General features: G+C 64.7%; 20 protein-coding genes and 4 tRNA genes. 18 read left to right on the top strand and 6 right to left on the bottom strand.

Annotated elements, in window-relative coordinates:
* Positions 1 to 177 precede the first annotated feature (177 nt).
* Positions 178 to 894, top strand: a complete 717-nt coding sequence (locus ACTPOI_RS18110; protein ID WP_440111285.1) for an SIMPL domain-containing protein — start codon at positions 178 to 180, stop codon at positions 892 to 894.
* A gap of 240 nt (positions 895 to 1,134) precedes the next feature.
* Here ACTPOI_RS18110 and ACTPOI_RS18115 read toward each other — a convergent pair whose 3' ends face one another.
* Positions 1,135 to 1,917, bottom strand: a complete 783-nt coding sequence (locus tag ACTPOI_RS18115) for a 3-hydroxybutyrate dehydrogenase (RefSeq protein ID WP_440111287.1) — start codon at positions 1,915 to 1,917, stop codon at positions 1,135 to 1,137.
* Between the two features lie 229 nt (positions 1,918 to 2,146).
* On the opposite strand from ACTPOI_RS18115, the gene ACTPOI_RS18120 reads away from it, so the two are divergent.
* The 4 genes from ACTPOI_RS18120 (at position 2,147) to ACTPOI_RS18135 (ending at position 5,907) form a co-directional block, all read left to right on the top strand.
* Positions 2,147 to 3,109 (top strand): alpha/beta fold hydrolase, encoded by a 963-nt coding sequence (locus ACTPOI_RS18120; protein WP_440111289.1) that lies wholly within the window; start codon positions 2,147 to 2,149, stop codon positions 3,107 to 3,109.
* Positions 3,106 to 5,319, top strand: coding sequence for a RelA/SpoT family protein (locus ACTPOI_RS18125; protein ID WP_440111291.1), 2,214 nt, complete (start codon positions 3,106 to 3,108; stop codon positions 5,317 to 5,319). Before ACTPOI_RS18120 ends, ACTPOI_RS18125 begins: the two co-directional genes overlap by 4 nt.
* 108 nt (positions 5,320 to 5,427) lie before the next feature.
* Positions 5,428 to 5,504: transfer RNA gene (locus tag ACTPOI_RS18130), tRNA-Val, on the top strand.
* A 250-nt stretch (positions 5,505 to 5,754) separates the two neighbouring features.
* Entirely contained in the window at positions 5,755 to 5,907 is a 153-nt protein-coding gene (locus tag ACTPOI_RS18135) for a hypothetical protein (RefSeq protein WP_440111293.1), read from the top strand.
* A 166-nt stretch (positions 5,908 to 6,073) separates the two neighbouring features.
* On the opposite strand, the gene ACTPOI_RS18140 is transcribed toward ACTPOI_RS18135, so the two are convergent.
* Positions 6,074 to 6,283 (bottom strand): hypothetical protein, encoded by a 210-nt coding sequence (locus tag ACTPOI_RS18140; RefSeq protein WP_440111295.1) that lies wholly within the window; start codon positions 6,281 to 6,283, stop codon positions 6,074 to 6,076.
* 189 nt (positions 6,284 to 6,472) lie between these two features.
* On the opposite strand from ACTPOI_RS18140, the gene phaR reads away from it, so the two are divergent.
* Positions 6,473 to 7,030, top strand: a complete 558-nt coding sequence (gene phaR, locus ACTPOI_RS18145; RefSeq protein ID WP_440111297.1) for a polyhydroxyalkanoate synthesis repressor PhaR — start codon at positions 6,473 to 6,475, stop codon at positions 7,028 to 7,030.
* Positions 7,031 to 7,138: 108 nt separating this feature from the next.
* The gene (gene rimO, locus ACTPOI_RS18150) at positions 7,139 to 8,530 is read left to right on the top strand and encodes a 30S ribosomal protein S12 methylthiotransferase RimO (protein WP_440111299.1); all 1,392 of its coding nucleotides are present in this window, start codon (positions 7,139 to 7,141) and stop codon (positions 8,528 to 8,530) included.
* A gap of 141 nt (positions 8,531 to 8,671) precedes the next feature.
* Here the strand turns inward: rimO and efp are convergent, their stop codons facing one another.
* The 3 genes from efp to ACTPOI_RS18165 all read right to left on the bottom strand — a co-directional run bounded on the left by efp (position 8,672) and on the right by ACTPOI_RS18165 (position 11,469).
* Complete coding sequence (efp, locus tag ACTPOI_RS18155; protein WP_056642658.1) at positions 8,672 to 9,226, bottom strand: elongation factor P; 555 nt, start codon at positions 9,224 to 9,226, stop codon at positions 8,672 to 8,674.
* 150 nt (positions 9,227 to 9,376) lie between these two features.
* Positions 9,377 to 10,537 carry an elongation factor P maturation arginine rhamnosyltransferase EarP gene (gene earP / locus ACTPOI_RS18160; protein ID WP_440111302.1) on the bottom strand — a complete coding sequence of 387 codons (1,161 nt, stop codon included), beginning with the start codon at positions 10,535 to 10,537 and terminating at the stop codon, positions 9,377 to 9,379.
* Complete coding sequence (locus ACTPOI_RS18165; protein ID WP_440111304.1) at positions 10,534 to 11,469, bottom strand: LysR substrate-binding domain-containing protein; 936 nt, start codon at positions 11,467 to 11,469, stop codon at positions 10,534 to 10,536. Before ACTPOI_RS18165 ends, earP begins: the two co-directional genes overlap by 4 nt.
* 145 nt (positions 11,470 to 11,614) lie before the next feature.
* On the opposite strand from ACTPOI_RS18165, the gene ACTPOI_RS18170 reads away from it, so the two are divergent.
* The 11 genes from ACTPOI_RS18170 (at position 11,615) to ACTPOI_RS18220 (ending at position 22,770) form a co-directional block, all read left to right on the top strand.
* Positions 11,615 to 12,820 carry a CaiB/BaiF CoA transferase family protein gene (locus ACTPOI_RS18170; RefSeq protein ID WP_440111306.1) on the top strand — a complete coding sequence of 402 codons (1,206 nt, stop codon included), beginning with the start codon at positions 11,615 to 11,617 and terminating at the stop codon, positions 12,818 to 12,820.
* 11 nt (positions 12,821 to 12,831) lie between these two features.
* Positions 12,832 to 13,800, top strand: a complete 969-nt coding sequence (locus tag ACTPOI_RS18175) for a hydroxymethylglutaryl-CoA lyase (RefSeq protein ID WP_440112672.1) — start codon at positions 12,832 to 12,834, stop codon at positions 13,798 to 13,800.
* Between the two features lie 45 nt (positions 13,801 to 13,845).
* Positions 13,846 to 14,826, top strand: a complete 981-nt coding sequence (locus ACTPOI_RS18180; RefSeq protein ID WP_440111308.1) for a Bug family tripartite tricarboxylate transporter substrate binding protein — start codon at positions 13,846 to 13,848, stop codon at positions 14,824 to 14,826.
* A 66-nt stretch (positions 14,827 to 14,892) separates the two neighbouring features.
* Positions 14,893 to 15,873, top strand: a complete 981-nt coding sequence (locus ACTPOI_RS18185) for a Bug family tripartite tricarboxylate transporter substrate binding protein (RefSeq protein ID WP_440111310.1) — start codon at positions 14,893 to 14,895, stop codon at positions 15,871 to 15,873.
* A gap of 146 nt (positions 15,874 to 16,019) precedes the next feature.
* On the top strand, positions 16,020 to 18,092 hold the full coding sequence (uvrC, locus tag ACTPOI_RS18190; RefSeq protein WP_440111312.1) for an excinuclease ABC subunit UvrC: 2,073 nt from the start codon (positions 16,020 to 16,022) through the stop codon (positions 18,090 to 18,092).
* A gap of 149 nt (positions 18,093 to 18,241) precedes the next feature.
* Positions 18,242 to 18,808 carry a CDP-diacylglycerol--glycerol-3-phosphate 3-phosphatidyltransferase gene (gene pgsA / locus ACTPOI_RS18195; protein ID WP_069106224.1) on the top strand — a complete coding sequence of 189 codons (567 nt, stop codon included), beginning with the start codon at positions 18,242 to 18,244 and terminating at the stop codon, positions 18,806 to 18,808.
* Between the two features lie 73 nt (positions 18,809 to 18,881).
* Positions 18,882 to 19,967, top strand: coding sequence for a tartrate dehydrogenase (locus tag ACTPOI_RS18200; protein WP_440111314.1), 1,086 nt, complete (start codon positions 18,882 to 18,884; stop codon positions 19,965 to 19,967).
* 323 nt (positions 19,968 to 20,290) lie between these two features.
* Positions 20,291 to 20,563, top strand: coding sequence for an HU family DNA-binding protein (locus ACTPOI_RS18205; protein ID WP_008906675.1), 273 nt, complete (start codon positions 20,291 to 20,293; stop codon positions 20,561 to 20,563).
* Positions 20,564 to 20,580: 17 nt separating this feature from the next.
* A tRNA-Val gene (locus tag ACTPOI_RS18210) sits at positions 20,581 to 20,656 on the top strand.
* Positions 20,657 to 20,717: 61 nt separating this feature from the next.
* Positions 20,718 to 22,646, top strand: a complete 1,929-nt coding sequence (locus ACTPOI_RS18215) for a SurA N-terminal domain-containing protein (protein WP_440111317.1) — start codon at positions 20,718 to 20,720, stop codon at positions 22,644 to 22,646.
* Positions 22,647 to 22,694: 48 nt separating this feature from the next.
* Positions 22,695 to 22,770 (top strand) — tRNA-His (locus tag ACTPOI_RS18220).
* A gap of 432 nt (positions 22,771 to 23,202) precedes the next feature.
* Here the strand turns inward: ACTPOI_RS18220 and ACTPOI_RS18225 are convergent.
* Positions 23,203 to 23,279 (bottom strand) — tRNA-Arg (locus ACTPOI_RS18225).
* Positions 23,280 to 23,313 lie beyond the last annotated feature (34 nt).

Here is a 23,313-nt window from a genome sequence, read left to right on the forward strand (position 1 = left end):
CACATGACGCCGCGAAGTTCGGCTTTTGCGGCCGGGTTTGACCAACTGTTACAAGTTTTGCCCCATCGTGCAGGATGCAGGAGCCACCTTTTTTGCGGGCACGTCGCACTGCGGTTAAGGTGCGTCGGTAGGCCCGCCATGGGGCGCGGCCCGTAATGATCGAGGAGATTTCCCGCAATGAAAAAGCTTTCAAAATTCATAGCTGCAGGTGCAATGCTGGCCTGCGCTGGCGCGGCATTCGCCCAAAATCCTCCAGCTGCCGAGGTCCGTAACGTGGTGCAGTTGTCTGCCACCGGTACGGTCGAGGTGCAGCAGGATTTGCTGGTGCTGAACTTGGGCACCAGCAAGGAAGGTCCCGATGCCGCAGGCGTGCAAAGCCAGCTGCGCCAGGCGCTTGACGCCGCGCTGGCAGAGGCCAAGCGCAACGCGCAGCCGGGCCAGCTCGATGTGCGCACCGGCCCGTTTGGCCTGTACCCGCGCTACGGCAAGGACGGGAAGATCAACGGCTGGCAGGGCAGGGCCGAGCTGGTGCTGGAAGGGCGGGACTTCTCGCGCATCACCACCACGGCCGCCAAGATCCAGACCATGGCCATCAGCCAGGTCTCGTTCGGCCTCTCGCGCGAGGCCCGCGCCAAGGTCGAGGGTGAAGCGCAGACGCAAGCCATTGAACAGTTCAAGGCGCGTGCGACCGAGCTGGCCAAGGGCTTTGGCTTCAGCGGCTACAGCCTGCGCGAGGTGGCCGTCAACAGCAACGAGATGAACCCCGGACCGCGTCCGCGGATGATGGCGGCCGAGGCCAAGATGGGCTCGATGGCAGCAGATGCGCCCATGCCCGTGGAGGCGGGCAAGGCCCAGGTGATCGTCAACGTGTCGGGGTCAGTGCAGATGCGCTGACCGGTGCGTGGGTGCCCGAGGGAGGCTCGGGGAACCCATTTTTGAATCAAAACGGTCTCTAGTCCAGGTGCTAATTGCCCCTATTGCTATCAAATAAGTAGCAATAGACATGGCTCGCGGTTCGGCCGCAGCAAGGCGCTTGGACAGCCTTGCGCAGGCCGCGGGTGGCACTGACGGCACGCGATGTCCTGAAACCGGGCCGCGCCCCGTCAGGTCGCCGCCCGGCCGCAGGCAATGCGCTTACTGCGCCGCCCAGCCGCCGTCCATGTTCCAGGCCACGCCGCGCACGTTGTTGGCGGCGGGCGAGCAGAAGAACACGGCCAGCTCGCCCAGCTCGGCGGGCGTGGTGAATTGCATCGACGGCTCTTTTTCGCCCAGCAGCAGCTTCTTGGCCTCCTCGTTGGACAGCCCAAGATCGGCCGCCTTGGCATCGACCTGCTTTTGCACCAGCGGCGTGAGCACCCAGCCCGGGCAGATGGCGTTGCAGGTGATACCCGTGGTGGCGGTTTCCAGCGCCGTCACCTTGGTCAGCCCCACCAGGCCGTGCTTGGCGGCCACGTAGGCCGATTTCTGTGCCGAAGCCACCAGGCCGTGCACCGACGCGACGTTGATGATGCGGCCCCAGTTGGCAGCCTTCATGGCGGGCAGCGCCAGGCGCGAGGTGTGGAACGCGCTCGTGAGGTTGATGGCAATCACGGCGTCCCAGCGGTCCACCGGGAAGTCCTCGACAGCGGCCACATGCTGGATGCCGGCGTTGTTCACCAGGATGTCCACGCGGCCAAACTGGGCCGCGCTGTACTTCATCATGTCTTCGATGTCGGCTGCGCGGCTCATGTCAGCCCCGTGGTAGGCCACCTGGGCTCCTGCGGCCTGACCGGCGGCAAGCACCTCGGCCCTTGGGCCATCGACATCGCCGAAGCCGTTGAGGACGATGTTGGCCCCCTGGCTTGCGAGCGATTTGGCGATCCCCAGGCCAATGCCGCTGGTGGATCCGGTGACGAGGGCAGTTTTGCCTTTCAGCATGAGAGGTTCTCCGAATGAATTAGGATGCGTTGCAAAGGAAGGTCGGCATAAAAATGGCTCAGCGGCTGGTCAAAAACGCCCCTGCAGTCACACAGCGCTTACAAGGCGGGCGGGCCACGGCAGGGTTGCAGTGCATGTACTTTCAAGCGCCACTGCCCGGCCACAACGGCTGCCCCGGCCTGCAGACCTTCCACGGCATTATCAAGCGCTGCTCCCGGATCTCGCCCCCATGAATGAACCTACGCTGAACTACGTACTGTGCCCCGGCAATGCCGCCGCGCCCGTGCAACCGGGCCGCGCGCCTGTGCCGGAAGGCCTGCACCGCATGGCCTACTGGGAGTGGAATGCCACGGGCAACCCTGCCCATCCGCATGTGGTGGTCTGTGTGCATGGCCTGTCACGGCAGGGGCGCGATTTCGACACCCTGGCGCGGGCGCTGAGCACGCACATGCGCGTGATCTGCCCCGATGTGGTGGGCCGTGGCCAGAGCGACTGGCTGGCCGACCCTGCGGGCTACCAGATCCCGCAATATGCGGCCGACATGCTGGCGTTGCTGGCGCAGCTGCACCACACCACGCCGCTACAGACCCTGGACTGGGTGGGCACCAGCATGGGCGGGCTGATCGGCATGGCGGTGGCCGGGCAGGCGGGCCTTCCGTTGCCCGTGCCCGTGCGCCGCTTGGTGCTCAATGATGTGGGCCCGGTCATCCAATGGGAGGCGCTGCAGCGCATTGGCCTGTACCTGGGCCAGCCGGTGCAGTTTGCGTCGCTGCAGCAGGCGGCAGATGCCATGTGGGCCATCTCCACCAGCTTTGGCCCGCATACGCCGCAGCAGTGGCTGGAGCTTTCGCGCGCAATGGTGCGCGAGCTGCCTGCGGGCGGTGGTTGCACGCTGCACTACGACCCCGCCATCGCAGTGCCGTTCAAGGGTCTCACGCAGGAAGCGGCGGCGGCTGGCGAGGCCACTCTGTGGCAGCTCTATGACCACATTGCCGCGCGCACGCTGTTGCTGCGCGGCGCGCAGTCGGATCTGCTCTCGCGCCAGACCGCACAGGCCATGTCAGCCCGCGGGCCGCGGGCCACACTGGTCGAGTTTGAAGGCGTGGGCCATGCCCCCACGCTGGTCGCCGCAGACCAGGTGCAGGCAGTCGCTGATTTTCTGTTGGCCGAGGAAGGTGTTGCTGCCGCATGAAGACGAATCCTCCCGCACAGGCCACGCTGTCGGTTGCTGGCGAAGCGGTCCCGCAACTCATCGCGGCTACGTCGCAGTCCTTGCCTGAGCAGGTCAATGCCCTGGCGCGTGCGCGTGCCTTTGCCGAGCCGTTGCTGGTGGGTGAGATGCTGGATTCGGGCGAAAACACGCTGGCGCATGCTGACGCTGTGGCTGCCATCCTGCGGGGTATCGGCGGCTCTGAAGCCATGCAGGCGGCCAGCTACCTGGTGCATGCCTGTGTGCACCTGAACAAGCCCGAAGAAGTCATCTCCAAGGCCTTTGGCGCGAACTTTGCCGCGCTGGCCGTGGAGACCACCAAGCTCATGCGCGTGCAGCTCCAGGCGCGCGGTGCCCAGCAGGTGGACGACGCCGCCTTGCAGACCGAGAACGTGCGCAAGATGCTGCTGGCGTTCTCGCGCGATTTGCGCGTGGTGATGCTGCGGCTGGCGTCGCGCCTGCAGACCCTGCGCTTTCATGCGGCCAGCAAGCGGCCGGTGTCGCCCAACCTGGCGCGCGAGTCGCTGCAGGTGTTTGCGCCACTGGCCAACCGCCTGGGCATCTGGCAGATGAAGTGGGAGCTGGAAGACCTGTCGTTCCGCTTCCTGGAGCCCGACACCTACAAGGAAGTGGCCCGCCTGCTGGATGAAAAGCGTGGCGAGCGCGAGGTCTACATGGAGCAGCTGCGCGGGCGGCTGGAGAGCGAACTGCGCGGGCGCAGCATCAGTGCCACGGTGCAGGGTCGGCCCAAGCACATCTACAGCATCGTCAAGAAGATGCGGGGCAAGTCGCTCAATTTCGACCAGGTGTTCGACATCCGCGCGCTGCGCGTGGTCGTGCCATCGGTCAAGGACTGCTACGCCGCCCTGAGCTGGGTGCACGAGCAGTTCAAACCCATCGTTGAGGAGTTTGACGACTACATCGCCAAACCCAAGCCCAACGGCTACCAGTCGCTGCACACCATCGTGCGCGACGACCAGGGCAAGCCCATCGAGATCCAGATCCGCACGCAGGCCATGCACGAGCATGCCGAACACGGCGTGGCAGCGCACTGGGCCTACAAGGAGGCCGGCAGCAAGGGCTATGCGGGCGTGTCGGCCACGGGTGAATACGACGCCAAGATTGCCGTGCTGCGCCAGCTGCTGGCGTGGGAGCGCGATCTGTCAGGTGCGGTGCCCAACGGTGGCCTGTTCGAAGACCGCATCTATGTGCTGACACCCGACGCGGCGGTGGTGGAGCTGCCGCAGGGGGCGACGCCGGTTGACTTTGCCTACTCCGTGCACACCAGCCTGGGGCACCGGTGCCGCGGCGCCAAGGTGGACGGCGCCATGGTGCCGCTGAACACTCCGCTGCAAAACGGGCAGACGGTGGAGATCAGCACGGTCAAGGAAGGGCGGCCCTCGCGCGACTGGCTCAACGCCGAGCTGGGCTACCTGACCAGCAACCGAGCCAAGGCCAAGGTGCGCGCCTGGTTCAACGCGCAGGCCACGCACGAGACAGTGGCGCGGGGGCGCGAAGCGGTCGAAAAGCTGCTCCAGCGCGAGGGCAAGACGGCCGTCAAGCTCGACGACCTGGCGGTGCAACTGGGTTTCAAGTCGGCCGATGGCCTGTTTGAGGTGGTGGGCAAGGACGAGTTTTCGCTGCGCAACATCGAGACGGTGCTGCGCCCGCCCGAGCCCGTCATGCAACCTGACGACTACCTGCTGCTCAAGAAGACGCGCACCAAGGACAACGGGCCCAAGGGCGGTGTGCTGGTGGTGGGCATCGACTCTTTGATGACGCAGCTGGCCAAGTGCTGCAAGCCCGCACCGCCCGATGACATACGCGGCTTCATCACCCGCGGAAAGGGCGTCAGCGTGCACCGCTCCGACTGCAGCAATTTCCGCGAGATGGCCGCCAGAAGCATCGAACGCGTGATCGACGTCGAATGGGGCGCGCCCAAGCGCGCCGCCACAGCAGCCGTGTACCCCGTGGATGTGGCCGTGGAGGCCGCCGACCGGCAGGGCCTGCTGCGCGATATCTCGGAGGTCTTTGCGCGCGAGAAGACCAATGTGATCGGCGTTCAGACGCAGTCCGTCAAAGGTACGGCGTGGATGACCTTCACCGTCGAAGTCGCGGATTCGGGGCGCCTGAACAAGGTGCTGTCGATCGTGGCAGGCGTGCAGGGGGTGCGGTCGGCGCGCCGCCGCTGACAACAGGCTGTATGTTGGCCATGCAGAGGTTCGGCTCGGCGGCCCGATTGAAGCCGACTTTCCGGATCGCGCTATTTTTATGGCTATAATAGTGGTCTAAACAACGACAGGCGCGTAGCTCAGCTGGTTAGAGCACCACCTTGACATGGTGGGGGTCGTTGGTTCGAGTCCAATCGCGCCTACCACGTTTTGTCTGAATGAAACCAGCATTCAGATCTTGCAAAACGATGGTCACCCTCCAAGCCCGCGTGGCTTGACGCAGAAGCCGCCCCACAGGGCGGCTTTTTTGTTTCTGCTGCAGCATCTTTCAACCAGCCGTGCCGACGGGCGGTACACAGAGGGCGGGTTTTCAGTCCTGGGGATGGGCGGTTGTCTGACACGGGCAGGGCAGGGTGAGGAGCTACCTTCGTAACTCCAACTCGCAAGGGATACACCATGGAAACACCGGCTCAGGCACCCGCATCGCGCCCTACGTTCTTTGACACCGACCCGGAACTCGGCATGTACGACATCCGTGTGTTCTGGTTCGCGGCAGCCGTTTCTGTGCTGGCTGTGGTCGTGTTGGCTTACTTCAAGATGGGCTACTGAGCCCGCTGGCCTCGAGCCGATTGGATGGCGCGAGACCATGGTTTTCGCTGTAGAACGCGGCTTCCACCACCCCCGGCAGGCTGTCGATCGCAGCCACTGCAATTGCAACTTCAATGCGCGCCGGCGCTGGCCTCTGGCTGGCCCAAAGACGGCAACGCAAGGCGCGTCAGCGCACCCAGCGCGTCTGCGGCCGCGGCGTGACCTTGATTTCCACCCCCTTGTGCACCGCGGGCTGGCCGGTTGCCGGGTCTGTGTCCACCAGCTCTTCAAGTGAGATGTCTTTTACGTCGGATCCTGTCTGGGTTTCAAGCTCGGCCAGCACGTTGCCGATGCGCCGCTCGGCTTCATTGATTTCGGCGGATTTGGGATTGGGCATACACACGGTACCTTTGGATCGAAAGCCCATTGTCGAAATCCGAGCGGCGCCCGCTTTGTAAGCCAACGTCGCCAAAAGGGCACGTCCGGGCCCCCGCTAAGGGGGGGGCTTGCCGCGACCTAGGGTTATCCTTTCCCGGTGCGACGGTGTGGGCCTCCTAGAATCTGCTGCACTGCAATAGATGGGGCCATGTCCCCCGGGAGTTTCGTTGTGTCCGACAAGCAAAGCACCGCTGGCGCAAAGCCAGCACAGCGTGTGATCAAGAAGTACCCCAACCGCCGCCTGTACGACACGGACACCTCAACCTACATCACGCTGGCTGAAGTACGCCAGCTGGTCATGGACCACCAGGTGGTGGTCGTGCGTGATGCCAAGACCGGCGAAGACCTCACGCGCAGCATCCTGCTGCAGATCATTCTCGAAGAGGAGGCCGGTGGCGCCCCGATGTTCACCGAGGCGGTGCTGGCCAACATCATCCGCTTCTATGGCCACGCGATGCAGAGCTTCATGGGGGCGTATCTCGAAAAGAACGTGCAGGCTTTCACCGACATCCAGACCAAGCTGGCCGAGCAGTCGCAAAGCGTGACGCCCGAGATGTGGGCCCAGTTCATGAACCTGCAGTCGCCCATGCTCAAGGGCATGATGGGCAATTACGTTGAACAGTCGCAGTCGGTGCTGACGCAGATGCAGGAGCAGATGCAAAAGCAGACCGAGCAGATGCTGGGTGCCTTCGGGTTGAAGCGATAGATCTTTGGGCTGTCCGCGGCGTCGGTTTCGATCGCTTGTGCGCCATAAACCTTGCGGTGAACCGGCAAGGTCACGCCGCCCAACCCGGAACTGGGACAATACGGGGATATGAGCGAAGCACTTGCCCCCACCAAAACACCCAAAGTCGGATTCGTCAGCCTGGGCTGCCCCAAGGCCCTGACGGATTCCGAACTCATCCTCACGCAGCTGAGCGCCGAGGGATACGAGACGTCCAAGACCTTTGAAGGCGCGGATCTGGTCATCGTCAACACCTGCGGCTTCATCGATGACGCCGTCAAGGAAAGCCTGGACACCATTGGTGAAGCGCTGGCCGAAAACGGCAAGGTGATCGTCACCGGCTGCCTGGGCGCACGCACGGGCGACGATGGCAGCAACATGGTGCGCAAGATGCACCCCAGCGTGCTGGCCGTGACGGGGCCCCACGCCACGCAGGAAGTGATGGACGCCGTTCACCTGAACCTGCCCAAGCCGCACGACCCCTTCATCGACCTGGTGCCCGGCAGCTTTGGCGTGGCAGGCATCAAGCTGACGCCCAAGCACTACGCGTACCTCAAGATCAGTGAAGGCTGCAACCACCGTTGCACGTTCTGCATCATTCCGTCGATGCGCGGCGACCTGGTGTCGCGCCCCGTGGGCGATGTGCTGAGCGAGGCCAAAGCCCTGTTTGAAGGCGGCGTGAAGGAACTGCTGGTCATCAGTCAGGACACCTCGGCTTACGGAGTGGACGTGAAGTACCGCACCGGTTTCTGGGATGGCAAGCCCGTCAAGACGCGCATGCTGGAGCTGGTGCAGACGCTGGGCGAAATCGCCGAGCCCTACGGCGCCTGGGTGCGGCTGCACTACGTGTACCCGTACCCCAGCGTGGACGAGGTCATCCCCCTCATGGCCACCGGCCGCGTGCTGCCGTACCTGGATGTGCCCTTCCAGCACAGCCATCCCGATGTGCTCAAGCGCATGAAGCGCCCCGCCAGCGGCGAGCGCAACCTGGAACGCATCCAGCGCTGGCGCGAGGCCTGCCCCGAGATCGTGATCCGCAGTACCTTCATTGCGGGCTTCCCTGGCGAGACAGAAGAAGAGTTCCAGCACCTGCTGGACTTTGTGCGCGAAGCGCAGATCGACCGCGCGGGCTGTTTTGCCTACAGCGATGTGACCGGCGCGGCTGCCAACGAGCTGCCCGGCATGTTGCCGATGGAAGTGCGCGAAGAGCGCCGCGCGCGCTTCATGGCCGTGGCCGAGGAAGTGTCGATTGCCAAGCTGCAGCGCCGCGTGGGCGCCACCATGCAGGTGCTGGTAGACCACGCGCCCGCCATGGGCCGCAAGGGCGGCGTGGGCCGCACGTATGCCGATGCACCCGAGATCGACGGCACCGTGCAGCTGCTGCCGCCCGAAAAGATCAGCAAGACCATGAAGGTCGGCGAATTCACGCGGGCGCGCATTTTGGGCGTGCAAGGGCACGACCTGATTGCGCAGCCGATCTGAAGATCTCCAGGTGCTATGTAAAATATAGCATCTGGTGGTTGATTCTTCTGGGCTTGCGCCCGAAACCATCAAAAAAGGCTTCCCGAAGGAAGCCTTTTTTGATGGTGCGCCCGCAGGAGGGGGCGGGCACTGCCAGCCGGTTTACACGCGCTTGCGGTATTCGCCGGTGCGGGTGTCGATTTCGATCTTGTCGCCCTGGCTCACGAACAGGGGCACGGGCACTTCAAAGCCGGTGGCGATCTTGGCGGGCTTCAGGACCTTGCCGGAGGTGTCGCCCTTGACGGCGGGTTCCGTCCAGGTGATTTCGCGCTCGACGCTGGTGGGCAGTTCGACCGAGATGGCCTTGCCGTCATAGAACACCACCTCCACGGTCATGCCGTCTTCCAGGTAGTTCAGCGAGTCGCCCATGTTTTCGGCTTCCACTTCGTACTGGTTGTACTCGGTGTCCATGCACACGTACATGGGGTCGGCGAAGTAGGAGTAAGTGCACTCCTTCTTGTCCAGGATCACGTTGTCGATCTTGTCATCGGCCTTGAACACGACTTCGGTGCCGAAGTTGCCGATCAGGCTCTTGAGCTTCATGCGCACGGTGGCTGCACCGCGGCCGCCGCGGGCGTATTCGGTCTTGAGGACCACCATGGGGTCCTTGCCGTGCATGATGACGTTGCCGGCGCGGATTTCTTGAGCGATTTTCATAGCAGGTTGCTTGGGTTGGGGCCGCTCAACGCGCGGGCCGGATGCCTTCTGGGGCTCAGAAGGCGCGCCGTGCCAATGCATGTTCTGCGGCAAAAGTGCGCAAGGCTGGGCACGGGTGTGCAGCGCCTGTTTTGCGCAAAGCCTCGGATTTTACCGTTTTTCGGCCACAAACCCCAGGATTTGCGTGGTGAGGTTGTCCTGCGTCAGCAGCCGCTGCCGTGCCGCGCGCACGCACACCGTCCACTCGGCCAGCGTGTCGGCATCGGGCAGCACCAGCGGCCGGTGGTCCAGGCCGTTCCAGGTGTCGTGGAACCGGCGCAGGCTTGGCGGGGCCTGCAGCCAGTCCATGAACGCGTGCAGCTTGGCATGGTGGGCATTGTCGTGCTGCGGGTAGATGTGCCAGACCAGCGCCTGCCCAGCCCAGAGCGCCCGCACCAGCGAGTCCTCGCCGCGCACGGCGTTCAGGTCTGACGCCCACAGCAACTCATCAAAAGCCGCCTGCGGGCGCGGCGCGAGGTATGAAATTGATAGCTGCCCGTGCTTATGCAACGTGCGCTGCAGGTCATTTTCGTCCAGATTCTGGCCCAGCGCAGCCTGCACGGCGGCCTGGGCTCGCCCCGGGGTCACCAGGAGATGGGTGCGCAGGGGGCCTACTTGCAGCTGCTGCAGCCAGCCGGGCAGGGCCGCCGGCTCGTAGCAGAACAGCGACATCCAGCACTGGGGCGGTGCCGCCAGGCCGCCGGCCTCGCAATCGTCAAGGTGACGTGCCCGCCAGGCCATTGCGTCAAAGGCGGCTCGCATTTGCATCAGGTCGGCCTCGCGCAGCAGCCCGCCGGTATGCCGTGTGAAGCCGGGGTAGAAAAACCAGCGCGTCCAACCGGCAGCGGGGCCGGACATTACCGGGGATGGCAGGCCGTGGGTGCGCTCCACATAACTTTCTGCCGACAGGTATTCCAGATTGATCCAGACGGGCCGAACGCCGGTAGCCTGGGCCCGGGCCGCCGCGTACGCAATGAAGTCCGCACGGATCTCGCAGCCAAAGGCCTCCACGATCACCTCGGGCTGCGGGTCATCGGCCCCGGGCAAGGCGCCATGCCATGGCCGCACATCGACACCCTCGCAACCCGCGGGGGCCATCCAGGCGAGGGCCGATGCGTCATCCACCCACAGCCGCACCCGTTGCCCGCGCGCGGCCAGGTCGGCGGCAAAGCGCCAGCACACGCCGATGTCGCCAAAGTTGTCGATGACCTGGCAGAACACATCCCATTGCAGGGGAGTGTCTGGCAGGCCGGACGTGTCGGGCTCGTTCATGGTTGGGCCCGGCTGTGCTGGGCTGCGGGTTCGTTGGCGGGCAGGTCGGCAGGATGGCGAAGGTGGTCCACCAGCAGCCGCGCAACGCTCGACAGCGATTCCTCCGAGCGCACGCACAGCGACAGTTGCCGGTGCGCCCAGGGCTCCTTCAACGTGACGGTGCGAACCGCCAGCGTGCCCAGGTACAGCCCGGCGCTGCCCCGCGGCATCACGCCCACGCCGAGGCCCGCGTTCACCATCAGGCACATCGCGTCATAGCTGGTGACCTGCATGCGCAGGCGCAGCGGCAGCCCGGCTTCGGATGCCGCGCGAGTGAGCTGGCTGTTGATGGCGCTGTTGGGGTGGGCCCCCACAAAGTCGTAAGGCAGCGCCTCTGCCAGGCGCACCGCCTTGCGGCGTGCCAGCGGGTGGGCTGCCGGCACCACCAGCACCAGTTCATCGCTGCGGTAGGGCAGCAGCGTGACGCGCTCGCCGTACTGGCCCTGGTTCAGGATGCCGATGTCGGCCGCGTTTTCGGCCACCGACTGGGCAATGGCGGTGCTCACTTGCTCCTGCAGCTGCACCTGCACCTTGGGGTGCAGTGCCATGAAGCTTTGCAGCTGCACCGGCAAAAACTGCGTGATGGCAGAGATGTTGGCCACCACGCGCACATGCCCGCGCACGCCGGTGCCGTACTCGCGCATCTGCGATGCGATGCCGTCCAGGTCGTTGAGCACGCCGCGCGCCATGTTGAGCAGCGCAAACGCCGCTGCGGTGGGCTCGGTGCCCTTGTTGCTGCGCGTGAACAGGGCCACGCGCAGCGCATCTTCCAGGTCGGCCAGACGGCGGCTGACGGCCGATGCTGCCAGGTGTTCGCGCGCGGCAGCAGCGGCGATAGTGGATTCCTCCATCACGGCCACGAACAGGCGCAAGGAGACGGGATCGAGTTTCATGGGGGCTTGATGGTAGCAAGCCGCTGGCGTGCCATGCCGGTTTGCGATGGCGGCTTGTTGCATCAGCGTTTTGCGGCCCGGCTGAGTGTGCGCATCATTCGGCACGCCCGCCAGGGTTTCCAGCTTTCAGGAGACACACATTTCCATGGATTCCATCGCTTCCCCCGCAGCCTTGCATGGTGTGCGCGTCATCGAAATGGGCCAGCTCATTGCCGGGCCCTTTTGCGGCAAGACGCTGGGCGAGTTTGGCGCCGACGTGATCAAGATCGAAGCCCCCGAGACTGGCGACCCGCTGCGCAACTGGCGCCTCATCAAGGAAGGCACATCAGTGTGGTGGCAAGTGCAGTCGCGCAACAAGCGCTCGGTGGCGCTGGACTTGCGCCAGAAAGAGGGCCAGGACATCGCGCGCCGCCTGATTGCCGAGGCCGATGTGCTGGTCGAGAACTTCCGCCCTGGCACGCTGGAAGGCTGGGGCATGTCGCCCGAGGAGTTGCACGCGCTCAACCCGGGGCTCGTGATGCTGCGCATTTCAGGCTATGGCCAGACGGGCCCGTACCGCGACCTGCCCGGCTTTGGTGCCATCGGCGAGGCCATGGGCGGCCTGCGGCACCTGACGGGCGAGCCCGGCCGCGTGCCGGTGCGTGTAGGTGTGTCGATTGGCGACACACTGGCGGCGCTGCACGGCACCATCGGCGTGCTCACGGCGCTGTACCACCGCAAGGTCAACGGCGGGCTGGGCCAGGTGATTGATGTGGCGCTGCACGAGGCCGTGTTCAACGTGATGGAAAGCCTGATCCCCGAATACAGCGCTTTCGGCGCCGTACGCGAGGCCGCGGGCAGTGCGCTGCCGGGCATTGCGCCATCCAACGCCTACCCGTGCACGGATGGCTGGGTGCTGGTGGCTGGCAATGGCGACAGCATCTTCAAGCGGCTGATGGAAGCGATCGGGCGGTCCGATCTGGCCTCGGCTCCGGACCTGGCCAGCAACACCGGTCGCGTGGCGCGTGTGGAAGAGATCGACGCAGCCATCGGCGCCTGGAGCGCGCAGCGCAGCGTGCAGCAGGTGCTGGATGCATTGGGCGCCGCCCGCGTGCCCGCTGGCAAGGTCTACACCGCCAAGGACATTGCCGAAGACCCGCACTACCGCGCCCGCGACATGCTGCTGACCCAGCAGACGCGCGACGGCTACAGCGTGGAAGTGCCCGGCATCGTGCCCAAGCTCTCGGCCACGCCCGGCACCATCCGCAGCAGCGCGCCGCACCTGGGCGACGACACCGATGCGGTGCTGGCCGAGGCGGGCTTGACGGCAGAGCAGATTGCGCTGCTGCGCAGCAAGGGGGTGATCCAGTGAGCGCACCCAACATGTCGATATGGCAGGGCGCCGGGCGCCGCATCCACATGCAGGAGGTCGGCCTGCGCGATGGCCTGCAGATGGAAAAGGCGTTTGTGCCCACGGCCGACAAGATTGCGCTGTGTAATGCACTCTCCGATGCAGGCCTGGCAAAGATCGAGGTGACCTCGTTCACATCGCCCACCGCCATCCCGGCGCTGCGCGACGCCGAGATCGTGATGCGCGAAATCACGCGCCGCCCGGGGGCGGTGTACTCCGCCCTGGTGCCCAACCTGCGCGGTGCTGAACGTGCCATCGAGTCGCGCACGGATGAGCTCAACCTCGTCATGTCGGTAAGCGCCACGCACAACCTGGCCAACCTGCGCATGACGCAGGAGCAATCCTTTGCTGCGCTGGCCCAGGTGGTGGCGCTGGCGCAGGGCGCGGGCGTGGCGGTCAACGTATCGCTATCGTGCGTGTTTGGCTGTCCCTTTGAAGGTGACGTGCCAGAGGCCGATGTACTGGGCTGGGTGCAGCGCTTTGCAGACCTGGGCGTGCGCGCCATCACGCTGTGCGACACCACCGGCATGGCCTACCCCACGCAGGTGCGCCAGGTCACCGCAGTCGCCCGTGCGCGCTGGCCTGGCGTGGAGTTCACCCTGCATTTCCACAACACACGCGGCATGGGGCTGGCCAATGTGCTGGCTGCCATTGACGCTGGCGCAGACCGGTTCGACGCATCGCTGGGCGGCCTGGGGGGCTGCCCGTATGCGCCGGGCGCCAGCGGCAACGTGTGCAGCGAAGAGGTGGTGCATGCGCTGGCGCTGATGGGTTACGACACCGGCGTACATCTTGCGCAGCTGATCGCTGCGGCCCAGCGCCTGCCAGCGCTCATCGGCCACGACATCCCGAGTCAGATCGCCAAGGCGGGTCCGCGCCTGGTACTGCACGCGGTGCCCGACGACTTCAGGGCGATCCGTGAGCGCGCGCTAGCCCGCTGAGTGCGGGCGAACCAGCATTTTCCATAACGACAGGAGACAACAGCCATGATCTACACCACCCCGCTATCTCGCCGGTTTTTTACGGCCGCAGTGCTGTGCTCTGCTGCCCTTGCGGCAGGCGCGCAGGACAAGTACCCCTCCAAGCCCATCACTCTGGTGGTGCCCCAGGCAGCCGGCGGCGCCAACGACGCCATCGCCCGCGTGCTGGCGCAAAAGTTGGGCGAGCAACTGGGGCAGAGCGTGATCGTCGAGAACCGGCCCGGTGCCGGTGGAACGCTGGCCACAGGGACGACAGCACGTGCCCGCAATGACGGCTACACGCTGCTGCTGACGGCCGACAGCGCCCATGTGATCGGCCCGGCGCTGTACAAGAACCCCGGCTTTGACCCGGTGAAGGACTTCGCACCGGTGGCGCCGGTCGCTACGGCGGGCTATGTGCTGGTGGCGCATCCGTCCTTCCCGGGCAACAACGTGGCCGAACTGGTGGCGCTGGCCAAGGCCAGCCCCGGCAAGTATTCGATCGCCTCGGCCGGCAATGGCACGCTGAACCACCTGATCGGCGAGATGCTGCAAAAGGCCGCAGGCATCCAGCTGCAGCACATCCCCTACAAGGGCTCGGCCGCAGCGGCCACCGATGTGGTGGGCGGGCAGGTGCCGCTGTCGGTGCAGAGCCTGCCGTCGGCCATTGCGTTCATCAAGGCGGGCAAGCTCAAGGTGCTGGGCGTGGTCAATGAACAGCGCGTGGCTGCGCTGCCCGATGCGCCAACCATTGGCGAGACCCTCAAGGGCTTTGGCCAGGCGCCCTGGTATGCGCTGTTTGCACCGGCCGGCACGCCCGCGGCCATCGTGGCGCAGCTGCAGGCCGAGGTGGCGCGCGCGCTGGAGCACAAGGACGTGGTGGACAAGCTGGCCACCGTGGGCTGCGAGCCCTTCAAGGGCACGGCGGCGCAGCTGGCAGCCCTGGTGCAGGCCGACCTGCCCAAGTGGAGCCGCGTGGTGAAGGAGACCGGCGCGACGGTGGACTGACTGGCGCCGAGCGCACCCCACGGAAGACATTTGTTCTACACAACCAACAACAAGCGGAGACAACCCATGACCCTGCAGCGCAGACACTTCACCATCCTCGCCCTCGCGGCGCTGGGCGCCACGGCTTTCGGCGGCGCCTGGGCGCAGGCGGGCTACCCCGTCAAGCCCGTCACCATGGTGGTCCCTACTGCCGCCGGTGGCACCACCGACCTGTCTGCCCGCATGCTGGCACAGGCGCTGGGCCCCGTGCTGGGCCAGACGGTGGTGGTGGACAACAAGGGCGGCGGCAACGGCAACATTGCTGCCGCGGCCGTCAAGCGCGCCGAGGCCGATGGCTACACGCTGCTCATGCAGTACTCGGGCTATCACGTCATCTCGCCCCACATCACCAAGCAAAAGCAGTGGGAACAGGGCGACTTCCAGCCCGTGGCCAACGTTATCTCGGCCCCCCAGATCATCGTGGTGCGGTCCGACCTGCCCGTGAAGACGCTGCCCGAACTCATCACCTATGCCAAGGCCAACCCCGGCAAGCTCAACTACGCGTCGTCGGGCAATGGCTCGCTGCAGCATGTGACGGGCGCCATGCTGGAGCAGCAGGGCGCCATCAAGATGGTGCATGTGCCCTACAAGGGCACCGGCCCCGCGTTGCAGGACCTGCTGGGCGGCCAGGTGGACCTGACCTTCGGGACGGCGCCACCCTTCATGCCGCACATTGCCAGTGGCAAGCTGCGCGTGCTGGCCGTGACCGGCAAGCAGCGCCTGCCCAGCCTGCCCGATGTGCCCACCACGGCCGAGGCGGGCTACCCCCGGGTCGATGCCACGTCGTGGTTTGCCGTGTTTGCACCGGCGGCCGTGCCCAAGGCGCTGGTCGACAAGCTCACGGCCGACATCCGTGCGGTGGTGCAGAACCCGGCCTTCCAGCAAAAGGCGCAGGAGCAGGGCGCCACGGCCGACTACCAGACCCCGGCGCAACTGGCCGACAAGGTGAAGGCCGACCTGGCCAACTGGGCCACGGTGGTCAAGACATCGAAGATTGAGGCGGATTGAGAGCCTTTTGAGCCTGCAGTGCACGTATTGATTGCACCTATTGCTATCGAAATAGTAGCGAAAGGGGTGGGTGTGCTCCCAAGCGTCCGAGGCCATTGCGCGGCGCGGTGACCCTCGGGGCTTTGCAGCGCAGCCACAATATGCGCATGTCTGATGTGCATTCCGAAGAACTCCTGGCGCAGGTGGCCGCGCTGCCGCCGCTGCCGGGGGTATACCGCTATTTCGACGCGCAGGGCGGCCTGCTCTACGTGGGCAAGGCCCGGCACCTCAAGCGGCGTGTGTCGAGCTACTTCACCAAGAACCATGGCGGCACCCGCATCGGCCACATGGTCAGCAAGATCGTGCGGCTGGAGACCACGGTGGTGCGCTCCGAGGCCGAGGCACTGCTGCTCGAAAACAACCTGATCAAGACGCTGAACCCCAAGTTCAACATCCTGTTCCGGGACGACAAGAGCTACCCCTACCTCAAGATCACCGGCACCGCGGGCGCTGCGGGCGATGCGCCGGGCCAGATGTTTCCGCGCATGGCCTACTACCGCGGCGCGGTGGACAAGAAGCACCGCTACTTCGGGCCATACCCGAGCGCGTGGGCGGTCAAGGAAACCATCCAGCTGCTGCAGAAGGTGTTTCGCCTGCGCACCTGCGAAGACACCGTGTTTTCGAACCGCACGCGGCCCTGCCTTCTGTTTCAGATCAAGCGCTGCACCGGCCCGTGCGTGGACCTGATCTCGCCCGAGGCCTATGCAGCCGATGTGCAGCACGCCGAGGCCCTGCTGCGCGGTGAGACGCAGGAGGTGCTGCGCGCCATGGAGGTGCGCATGATGGCGCACTCCGATCGCTTGGAGTTCGAGCAGGCCGCCGATGTGCGCAACCAGATCCAGGCGCTGTCGCGCGTGCTGCACCAGCAGTCCATCGAGATTGCGGACGACAAGGATGTGGACGTGCTGGCCGTGCGCGTGCAGGGCGGCCGCGCCTGCGTGAACCTGGCCATGGTGCGTGGCGGGCGGCACCTGGGCGACCGGCCGTACTTCCCCGTGCATGTGGAAGATGCCGCCGCCATCTTCGAGGAAGAGGAAGAGCAGGGCGCGATGGTGTCTGTAGTGGCCGATGGAGCCACGGACGATGTTGCGGAGGCCGTCGATGGCGGCACCGAGCGCAGCCCTGCCGCGCCGGTCAAGCCACGGCCCAAAAAGCCGGTGGAGGCGCAGGTGCTCGAAGCATTTATCGCCCAGCACTACATCGGCGTGCCGGTGCCGCCGGTGCTGGTCACCAGCGAGCCGGTGGACAAGGCCTTGCTGGAGGCGCTGGGCGAGCAGTGCGGTGTGCGGGTGAACGCCGTGCATCAGCCGCGTGAGCAGCGCCGCGCCTGGCTCGACATGGCGCAAAAGAACGCCGACCTGCAGCTGGCCCGGCTGCTGGCCGAGGAAGGCTCGCAGCAGGCCCGCACGCGTGCCCTGGCCGAGGCGCTGGACCTGCCGCCAGACGAACTGGACCTGCTCACCATCGAGTGTTTTGACATCTCGCACACGTCGGGCGAATCCACGCAGGCTTCGTGCGTGGTGTTCCACCACCACAAGATGCAGAGCAGCGAGTACCGCCGGTACAAGATTGAAGGCATCACCGGCGGCGACGACTACGCTGCCATGCGCCAGGTGCTCACGCGCCGTTACAGCAAGGTGGCCGAGGCCGCACGCGAGGCCGGTGGCATCGACTTTGCCGCCAACCCTGCGCCGGGCGGCGAAGAGGCCGTCAAGCCCAAGGGCGTGGCGCGCCTGCCCGACCTGGTGCTGATCGACGGCGGCAAGGGCCAGGTCAGCGTGGCGCGAGAGGTGTTCACCGCGCTGGGCCTGGACCTCACGCGCATCGTGGGCGTGGAAAAGGGTGAGGGCCGTAAGGTCGGTCTGGAGGAGCTGGTGTTTGCCGATGGCCGCGAGAAGGTGTACCTGGGCAAGGACTCGGCCGCGCTGATGCTGGTGGCGCAAATCCGCGACGAGGCCCACCGGTTTGCCATCACCGGCATGCGTGCCGCGCGCGCCAAGGTGCGCGTGGGTGGCGGGCAGCTGGAAGAGATCGCGGGCGTGGGCCCCAAGAAGCGTGCACGTCTGCTGCAACGCTTTGGTGGGGTGCGCGGCGTGGCCTCGGCCAGCATCGAAGACCTGGCCACGGTGGACGGCATTTCACGCGAGCTGGCCGAAGAAATCTACCGGGCACTGCGCTGATCGAGAGGCGCGGCAGCGCTTGCGTTGCCCGGTAGCGCGGGCATATTCCGCCGCCGTCGCGGCGCGCCATGCCACCCCATCCCGATGGCGCAGAGACCCCACGCCGCACATGCGCCGACCCGCACACCTGACGTGACACAATCGCCGCCATGTTCTGGACTATCCCCACCCTGATGACCTGGACGCGCATCGTCGCGATACCCTTGATCGTGGGGGTGTTCTACGCACCCATTGACCCCGCGATGCGCAACCTGATTGCCACCGCCATGTTTGTGGTGTTTGCCGCCACCGACTGGCTCGATGGCTATCTGGCGCGCAAGCTCAACCAGACCTCGTCCTTCGGTGCCTTCCTCGACCCCGTGGCCGACAAGTTCCTGGTGTGTGCGTCATTGCTGGTGCTGGTGCACCTGCAGCGCGCGGATGTGTTCGTGGCCCTCATCATCATCGGCCGCGAGATCGCGATTTCGGCCCTGCGCGAATGGATGGCCCAGATCGGCGCTAGCAAGAGCGTGGCCGTGCACATGATCGGCAAGGTCAAGACCACGGTGCAGATGGTGGCCATCCCCTTCTTGTTGTACGACGGCCACCTGCTGGGCATGATCGACACGGGCGTGTGGGGCACCTGGCTGATCTGGGCATCGGCCGTGCTCACGGTGTGGTCGATGGTCTATTACCTGCAGAAGGCGCTGCCGGAGATCCGTGCACGCGTCAAATAAGCGTTTTCAAGCCTTTTCGGCTGCCAGCGCTTGATTTATATGCACTGGTAGCTATTATTTCAGGAGCAACGTGATGGCCAAGCACCGCATCGCCGTAGTGGCCGGCGACGGCATCGGCAAGGAAGTCATGCCCGAAGGCCTGCGCGCCATGGACGCCGCAGCGCGCCGTTTCGGCATCGACCTGCAGTTCGACTATTTCGACTTTTCCAGCTGGGACTACTACGAGAAGCACGGCAAGATGCTGCCCGACAACTGGAAGGACCAGATCGGCGGGCACGAGGCCATCTACTTCGGCGCCGTGGGCTGGCCCGAGAAGATCGCCGACCATGTCTCGCTGTGGGGCTCGCTGCTGCTGTTTCGCCGCGAGTTCGACCAGTACGTCAACCTGCGCCCCGCGCGCCTGATGCCCGGAGTGATCGCACCCGTGGTGCGTCGCGATGGCAGCCCCCGCCTGCCCGGCGAGATCGACATGATGATTGTGCGCGAGAACACCGAGGGCGAGTACTCCAGCATCGGCGGCCGCATGTTCGAGGGCACCCCGCGCGAGATCGTGATGCAGGAGACAGTGATGTCCCGGCATGGTGTGGACCGCGTGCTCAAATTTGCGTTCGAGCTGGCGCAGTCGCGCCCCAAAAAGCACCTCACGAGCGCCACCAAATCCAACGGTATCGCTATCACCATGCCCTACTGGGACGAGCGCGTGGCCGAGATAGCGAAGTCCTACCCGGATGTGCGCGTGGACAAGTTCCACATCGACATCCTCACGGCGCACTTTGTGCAGCGCCCTGACTTCTTTGATGTGGTGGTGGCCAGTAACCTGTTTGGCGACATCCTGTCAGACCTGGGCCCGGCCTGCACCGGCACCATTGGTATTGCGCCCAGCGCCAATCTGAACCCTTCGCGCACCATGCCGTCGCTGTTCGAGCCGGTGCACGGTTCGGCTCCGGACATTGCGGGCAAGGGCATCGCCAACCCCATCGGCCAGATCTGGTGCGGTGCGATGATGCTGGACTTTCTGGGCTACCGCGCGGCGCACGATGCGGTGCTTGCCGCCATCGAAACAGTGCTTGATCCGTTGAGCGGCGGGCCCCGCACAGCTGACCTGGGCGGCAACGCGCGCACCGAAGACGTGGGGCGCGCCATCGCCAGCGCCATCTGACTGGGTAGAGTAGGGCGCTAGGCCGCGCCAGGCCTGTGCTGTCAATACGGAATGCTGCCCATACAGCGTGTATGAGACATAACGGCCTTGCATGCCCCGTCGCGCCTTGAAATGCGACTAGAATTCACGCCGAACGCTGCCGCGAAACAGCGTGTTGTATTGACACCCGGAAACTCGATGGCTTTAATCTGATGCAGCAGCCACTGCTGTGTACGCCAGTCATTCCCCCGTCCAGATATCCCCGGCTTGCAAGGCCGGGCGTTTGACGTGTGAAGACCAGATTTCCCCGAGACAATCATCAACTCTTTCCCGAGAGGCCTCTTGTGAACAAAACCGAACTGATCGAGCACATCGCTACCAACGCCGACATCTCCAAGGCTGCCGCCGCGCGTGCCCTGGAATCCACGATCGAGGCCGTCAAGAAGACCCTGAAGAAGGGCGGTACCGTCTCGCTCGTCGGTTTCGGCACTTTTGCAGTGGGCAAGCGCGCTGCGCGCACCGGGCGCAATCCCCGCACCGGCGCCACGATTAAAATCAAAGCTGCTAAAGTTCCGAAGTTCCGTCCTGGCAAGGCTCTCAAAGACGCCTTGAACTGACAAGCAAAGTTTAGGTGGGGTCCTTAGCTCAGTTGGTAGAGCGGCTCCTTTACACGGAGTAGGTCGGCGGTTCGAGACCGTCAGGACCCACCATCACCGGACAAAGGCGAACACATGTTCGCCTTTTGTTTTTTTGTCCTCTGAAAGATCGACCATGTTTGAAGCCATCCGCAAGCACTCCAGGATCGTGATGATCTTATTGTTCTTGCTGATCATTCCTTCTTTTGTGCTGGTGGGCATCGATTCCAACTACTTCACGGAAAAGAGCCCGGTGGTGGCCCGCGTTGACGGAACCGACATCAAGCAGGCCGAGTGGGACAACGCCCATCGCGTCGAGAGCGACCGCCTGCGTGCGCAGTCGCCCGGCATGGATCCCCGTCTGCTCGATTCGCCGCAAGCACGGTATGCCACGCTGGAGCGCATGGTCCGTGACCGGGTCCTCGCTGCTGCCGTCAAGGACATGCACCTGGTCACCAGCGATGCACGCCTTGCGCGCAGCCTGCAGGAGATTCCTGCCATCGCCGGCCTGCGCCGTGCCGACGGCACACTGGATGCCGAGGCTTATCGCGCCCTGGTGGCAAGCCAGGGCCTGACCCCCGAGGGCTTTGAGGCCAACGTTCGCCGGGATATCTCGGTCAGCCAGGTGATGGGCAGTGTGATTGGTACGACCTTCGGCACCGACGCCCAGGTCAAGGTGGCGCTGGACCCTCTTTACGAGCGCCGTGACCTGCAGGTGGTGCTCTTCAAGGCCCAGGATTTTGCCGGCAAGATCACGCCCACAGACGCCGACCTGGAGGCCTACTACAAGGCGAATCCGGCCCAGTTTCAGCAACTGGAGCAGGCAGCCATCGAGTACGTCATGCTGGACCTGGACGCCGTGCGCGCGGGCCTCACCCTGAACGAAGACGACCTGCGCAGCTACTACAAGGAAAACCTGGACCGCATGGCCGGCAAGGAAGAGCGCCGTGCCAGCCACATCCTGGTGAACGCGTCCAAGGATGCCTCCGCTGCCGACCGAGAAAAGGCCAAGGCCCGTGCGACCGAACTGCTGGAGCAGGTTCGCAAGGCGCCCTCAAGCTTTGGCGAAGTCGCCAAAAAATCTTCGGATGACACCGGCTCTGCCGCCACCGGCGGTGACCTGGGTTTCTTCGCCCGCGGTGCCATGGTCAAGCCTTTCGAGACTGCAGCCTTCGGCATGAAGAAGGGTGAGATCAGCGACGTTGTGGAGACCGATTTCGGCTACCACATCATTCAGCTCACGGACATCAAGACACCGCGTCAACCGACGTTCGAGGAGTTGCGGCCCACGCTGGAAGCCGAGCTCAAGCAGCAGCAGGCCCAGCGCAAGTTTGCAGAAGTGGCCGAGGTTTTCTCGAACAGCGTGTACGAGCAGGCCGACAGCCTCAAGCCTGTAGCCGAGAAGCTCAAGCTCAAGCTGCAGACCGCAAACGGGGTTACCCGCACACCGGTGCCAGGAGCGCAGGGCCCTCTGGCCAATGCCAAGTTCATCGAAGCGCTTTTTTCGACCGACTCGCTGGACAACAAGCGCAATACCGAAGCGGTCGAAGTGGGGCCCAGCCAGCTGGTGGCCGGTCGGGTGGTGACCTATACACCCGCCAAGACCCTGCCCCTGGAGGAAGTGCGTGCCCGCGTGCGCACTCTTTTCGTTGCCGAGAAGTCCGCCGAGATGGCGCGCAAGGAAGGCGAGGCCAAGCTGGCTGCGTGGAAGGCAACCCCGGCCAGTGCGACGGGTTTGGGCGCAACGCTTGAAGTCTCGCGTGAACAGCCACAAAACCTGCCGCGTCCCCTGATTGACGCCGCCCTGCGCAGCCCCACGGATGTGCTGCCCGCTTGGGTGGGCGTGGATCTTGGCAGCGAAGGCTACGCTGTGGTCAAGGTCAACCGCGTGACTCCCCGCCAGGCTCCCGATGCGCAGCGTGCGCTGCAAGAACGCCAGCAGTATGTGCAGTGGCTGACCACTGTGGAAGGGCTTGCTTATTACGAGCTGCTCAAGCAGCGCTTCAAGGTGCAGATCAAGGCGCCTCGACCCGATGCCGTGGCACAGGCTGCGACAGAAAAGTGAACGGTTTCCTTCCGGGGTGAAAAACCCGGGCTATAATACAAAGCTACGGTGGCTGTAGCTCAGTTGGTAGAGTCCAGGATTGTGATTCCTGTTGTCGTGGGTTCGAGCCCCATCAGCCACCCCAGATAAAAAAGCGCCCCATTCGTGGGGCGCTTTTGTTTTTGGGCCATGGTCTTAGTGTCGCGATGCTTGGTTACTTTCACGACTCGGTCGGAGTATCAAGCTCGATACGTATCCGGGGCGTGCATGGGCTGCGCGCTCGCCTCTTTGATGCTGGCTACCGCCCGCGATGCGTGAGGCTCGATGGGCTGCCCCGCTCCTTGCGTTGCCCCTTTCCCACACAGTTTCTCTCGTGAACGGAGCACATTCGGCCGTGTGTTTTGCAGGAACGCGCATCACGCAGGCATGTGCCGCGGCGTGTGGGTGCGGTGGGCCGGTTGGGTCAGTGATCGCGTTGCGAAGTACACCCAGCCGTACCTGCGCCCTTTGACCCCGGTACCACGCGGCTGAAAGCCTGCGTTGCCAGCTGCAGCGGGGGTGCATGTGAGTGGGAGTGTGGCCTGCCCGGAGGGACTCGAACCCCCGACCTATAGCTTAGAAGGCTATTGCTCTATCCAGTTGAGCTACGGGCAGACAGAAGAAAAGAGGCGCGGCGGGGGTGGCCCGG

This window comes from Acidovorax sp. BL-A-41-H1 (assembly GCF_051942715.1).

Bases quoted from the DNA above. Each gene is read 5' to 3' on its own strand.
- ACTPOI_RS18165 (WP_440111304.1), bottom strand. From the start codon at position 11,469: ATGAAACTCGATCCCGTCTCCTTGCGCCTGTTCGTGGCCGTGATGGAG.
- rimO (WP_440111299.1), top strand. From the start codon at position 7,139: ATGAGCGAAGCACTTGCCCCCACCAAAACACCCAAAGTCGGATTCGTC.
- earP (WP_440111302.1), bottom strand. From the start codon at position 10,537: ATGAACGAGCCCGACACGTCCGGCCTGCCAGACACTCCCCTGCAATGG.
- ACTPOI_RS18215 (WP_440111317.1), top strand. From the start codon at position 20,718: ATGTTTGAAGCCATCCGCAAGCACTCCAGGATCGTGATGATCTTATTG.
- ACTPOI_RS18170 (WP_440111306.1), top strand. From the start codon at position 11,615: ATGGATTCCATCGCTTCCCCCGCAGCCTTGCATGGTGTGCGCGTCATC.
- ACTPOI_RS18110 (WP_440111285.1), top strand. From the start codon at position 178: ATGAAAAAGCTTTCAAAATTCATAGCTGCAGGTGCAATGCTGGCCTGC.
- ACTPOI_RS18180 (WP_440111308.1), top strand. From the start codon at position 13,846: ATGATCTACACCACCCCGCTATCTCGCCGGTTTTTTACGGCCGCAGTG.
- pgsA (WP_069106224.1), top strand. From the start codon at position 18,242: ATGTTCTGGACTATCCCCACCCTGATGACCTGGACGCGCATCGTCGCG.
- ACTPOI_RS18185 (WP_440111310.1), top strand. From the start codon at position 14,893: ATGACCCTGCAGCGCAGACACTTCACCATCCTCGCCCTCGCGGCGCTG.
- ACTPOI_RS18200 (WP_440111314.1), top strand. From the start codon at position 18,882: ATGGCCAAGCACCGCATCGCCGTAGTGGCCGGCGACGGCATCGGCAAG.
- ACTPOI_RS18115 (WP_440111287.1), bottom strand. From the start codon at position 1,917: ATGCTGAAAGGCAAAACTGCCCTCGTCACCGGATCCACCAGCGGCATT.
- phaR (WP_440111297.1), top strand. From the start codon at position 6,473: ATGTCCCCCGGGAGTTTCGTTGTGTCCGACAAGCAAAGCACCGCTGGC.
- ACTPOI_RS18175 (WP_440112672.1), top strand. From the start codon at position 12,832: ATGTCGATATGGCAGGGCGCCGGGCGCCGCATCCACATGCAGGAGGTC.
- ACTPOI_RS18120 (WP_440111289.1), top strand. From the start codon at position 2,147: ATGAATGAACCTACGCTGAACTACGTACTGTGCCCCGGCAATGCCGCC.
- uvrC (WP_440111312.1), top strand. From the start codon at position 16,020: ATGTCTGATGTGCATTCCGAAGAACTCCTGGCGCAGGTGGCCGCGCTG.
- ACTPOI_RS18125 (WP_440111291.1), top strand. From the start codon at position 3,106: ATGAAGACGAATCCTCCCGCACAGGCCACGCTGTCGGTTGCTGGCGAA.
- ACTPOI_RS18135 (WP_440111293.1), top strand. From the start codon at position 5,755: ATGGAAACACCGGCTCAGGCACCCGCATCGCGCCCTACGTTCTTTGAC.
- efp (WP_056642658.1), bottom strand. From the start codon at position 9,226: ATGAAAATCGCTCAAGAAATCCGCGCCGGCAACGTCATCATGCACGGC.
- ACTPOI_RS18140 (WP_440111295.1), bottom strand. From the start codon at position 6,283: ATGCCCAATCCCAAATCCGCCGAAATCAATGAAGCCGAGCGGCGCATC.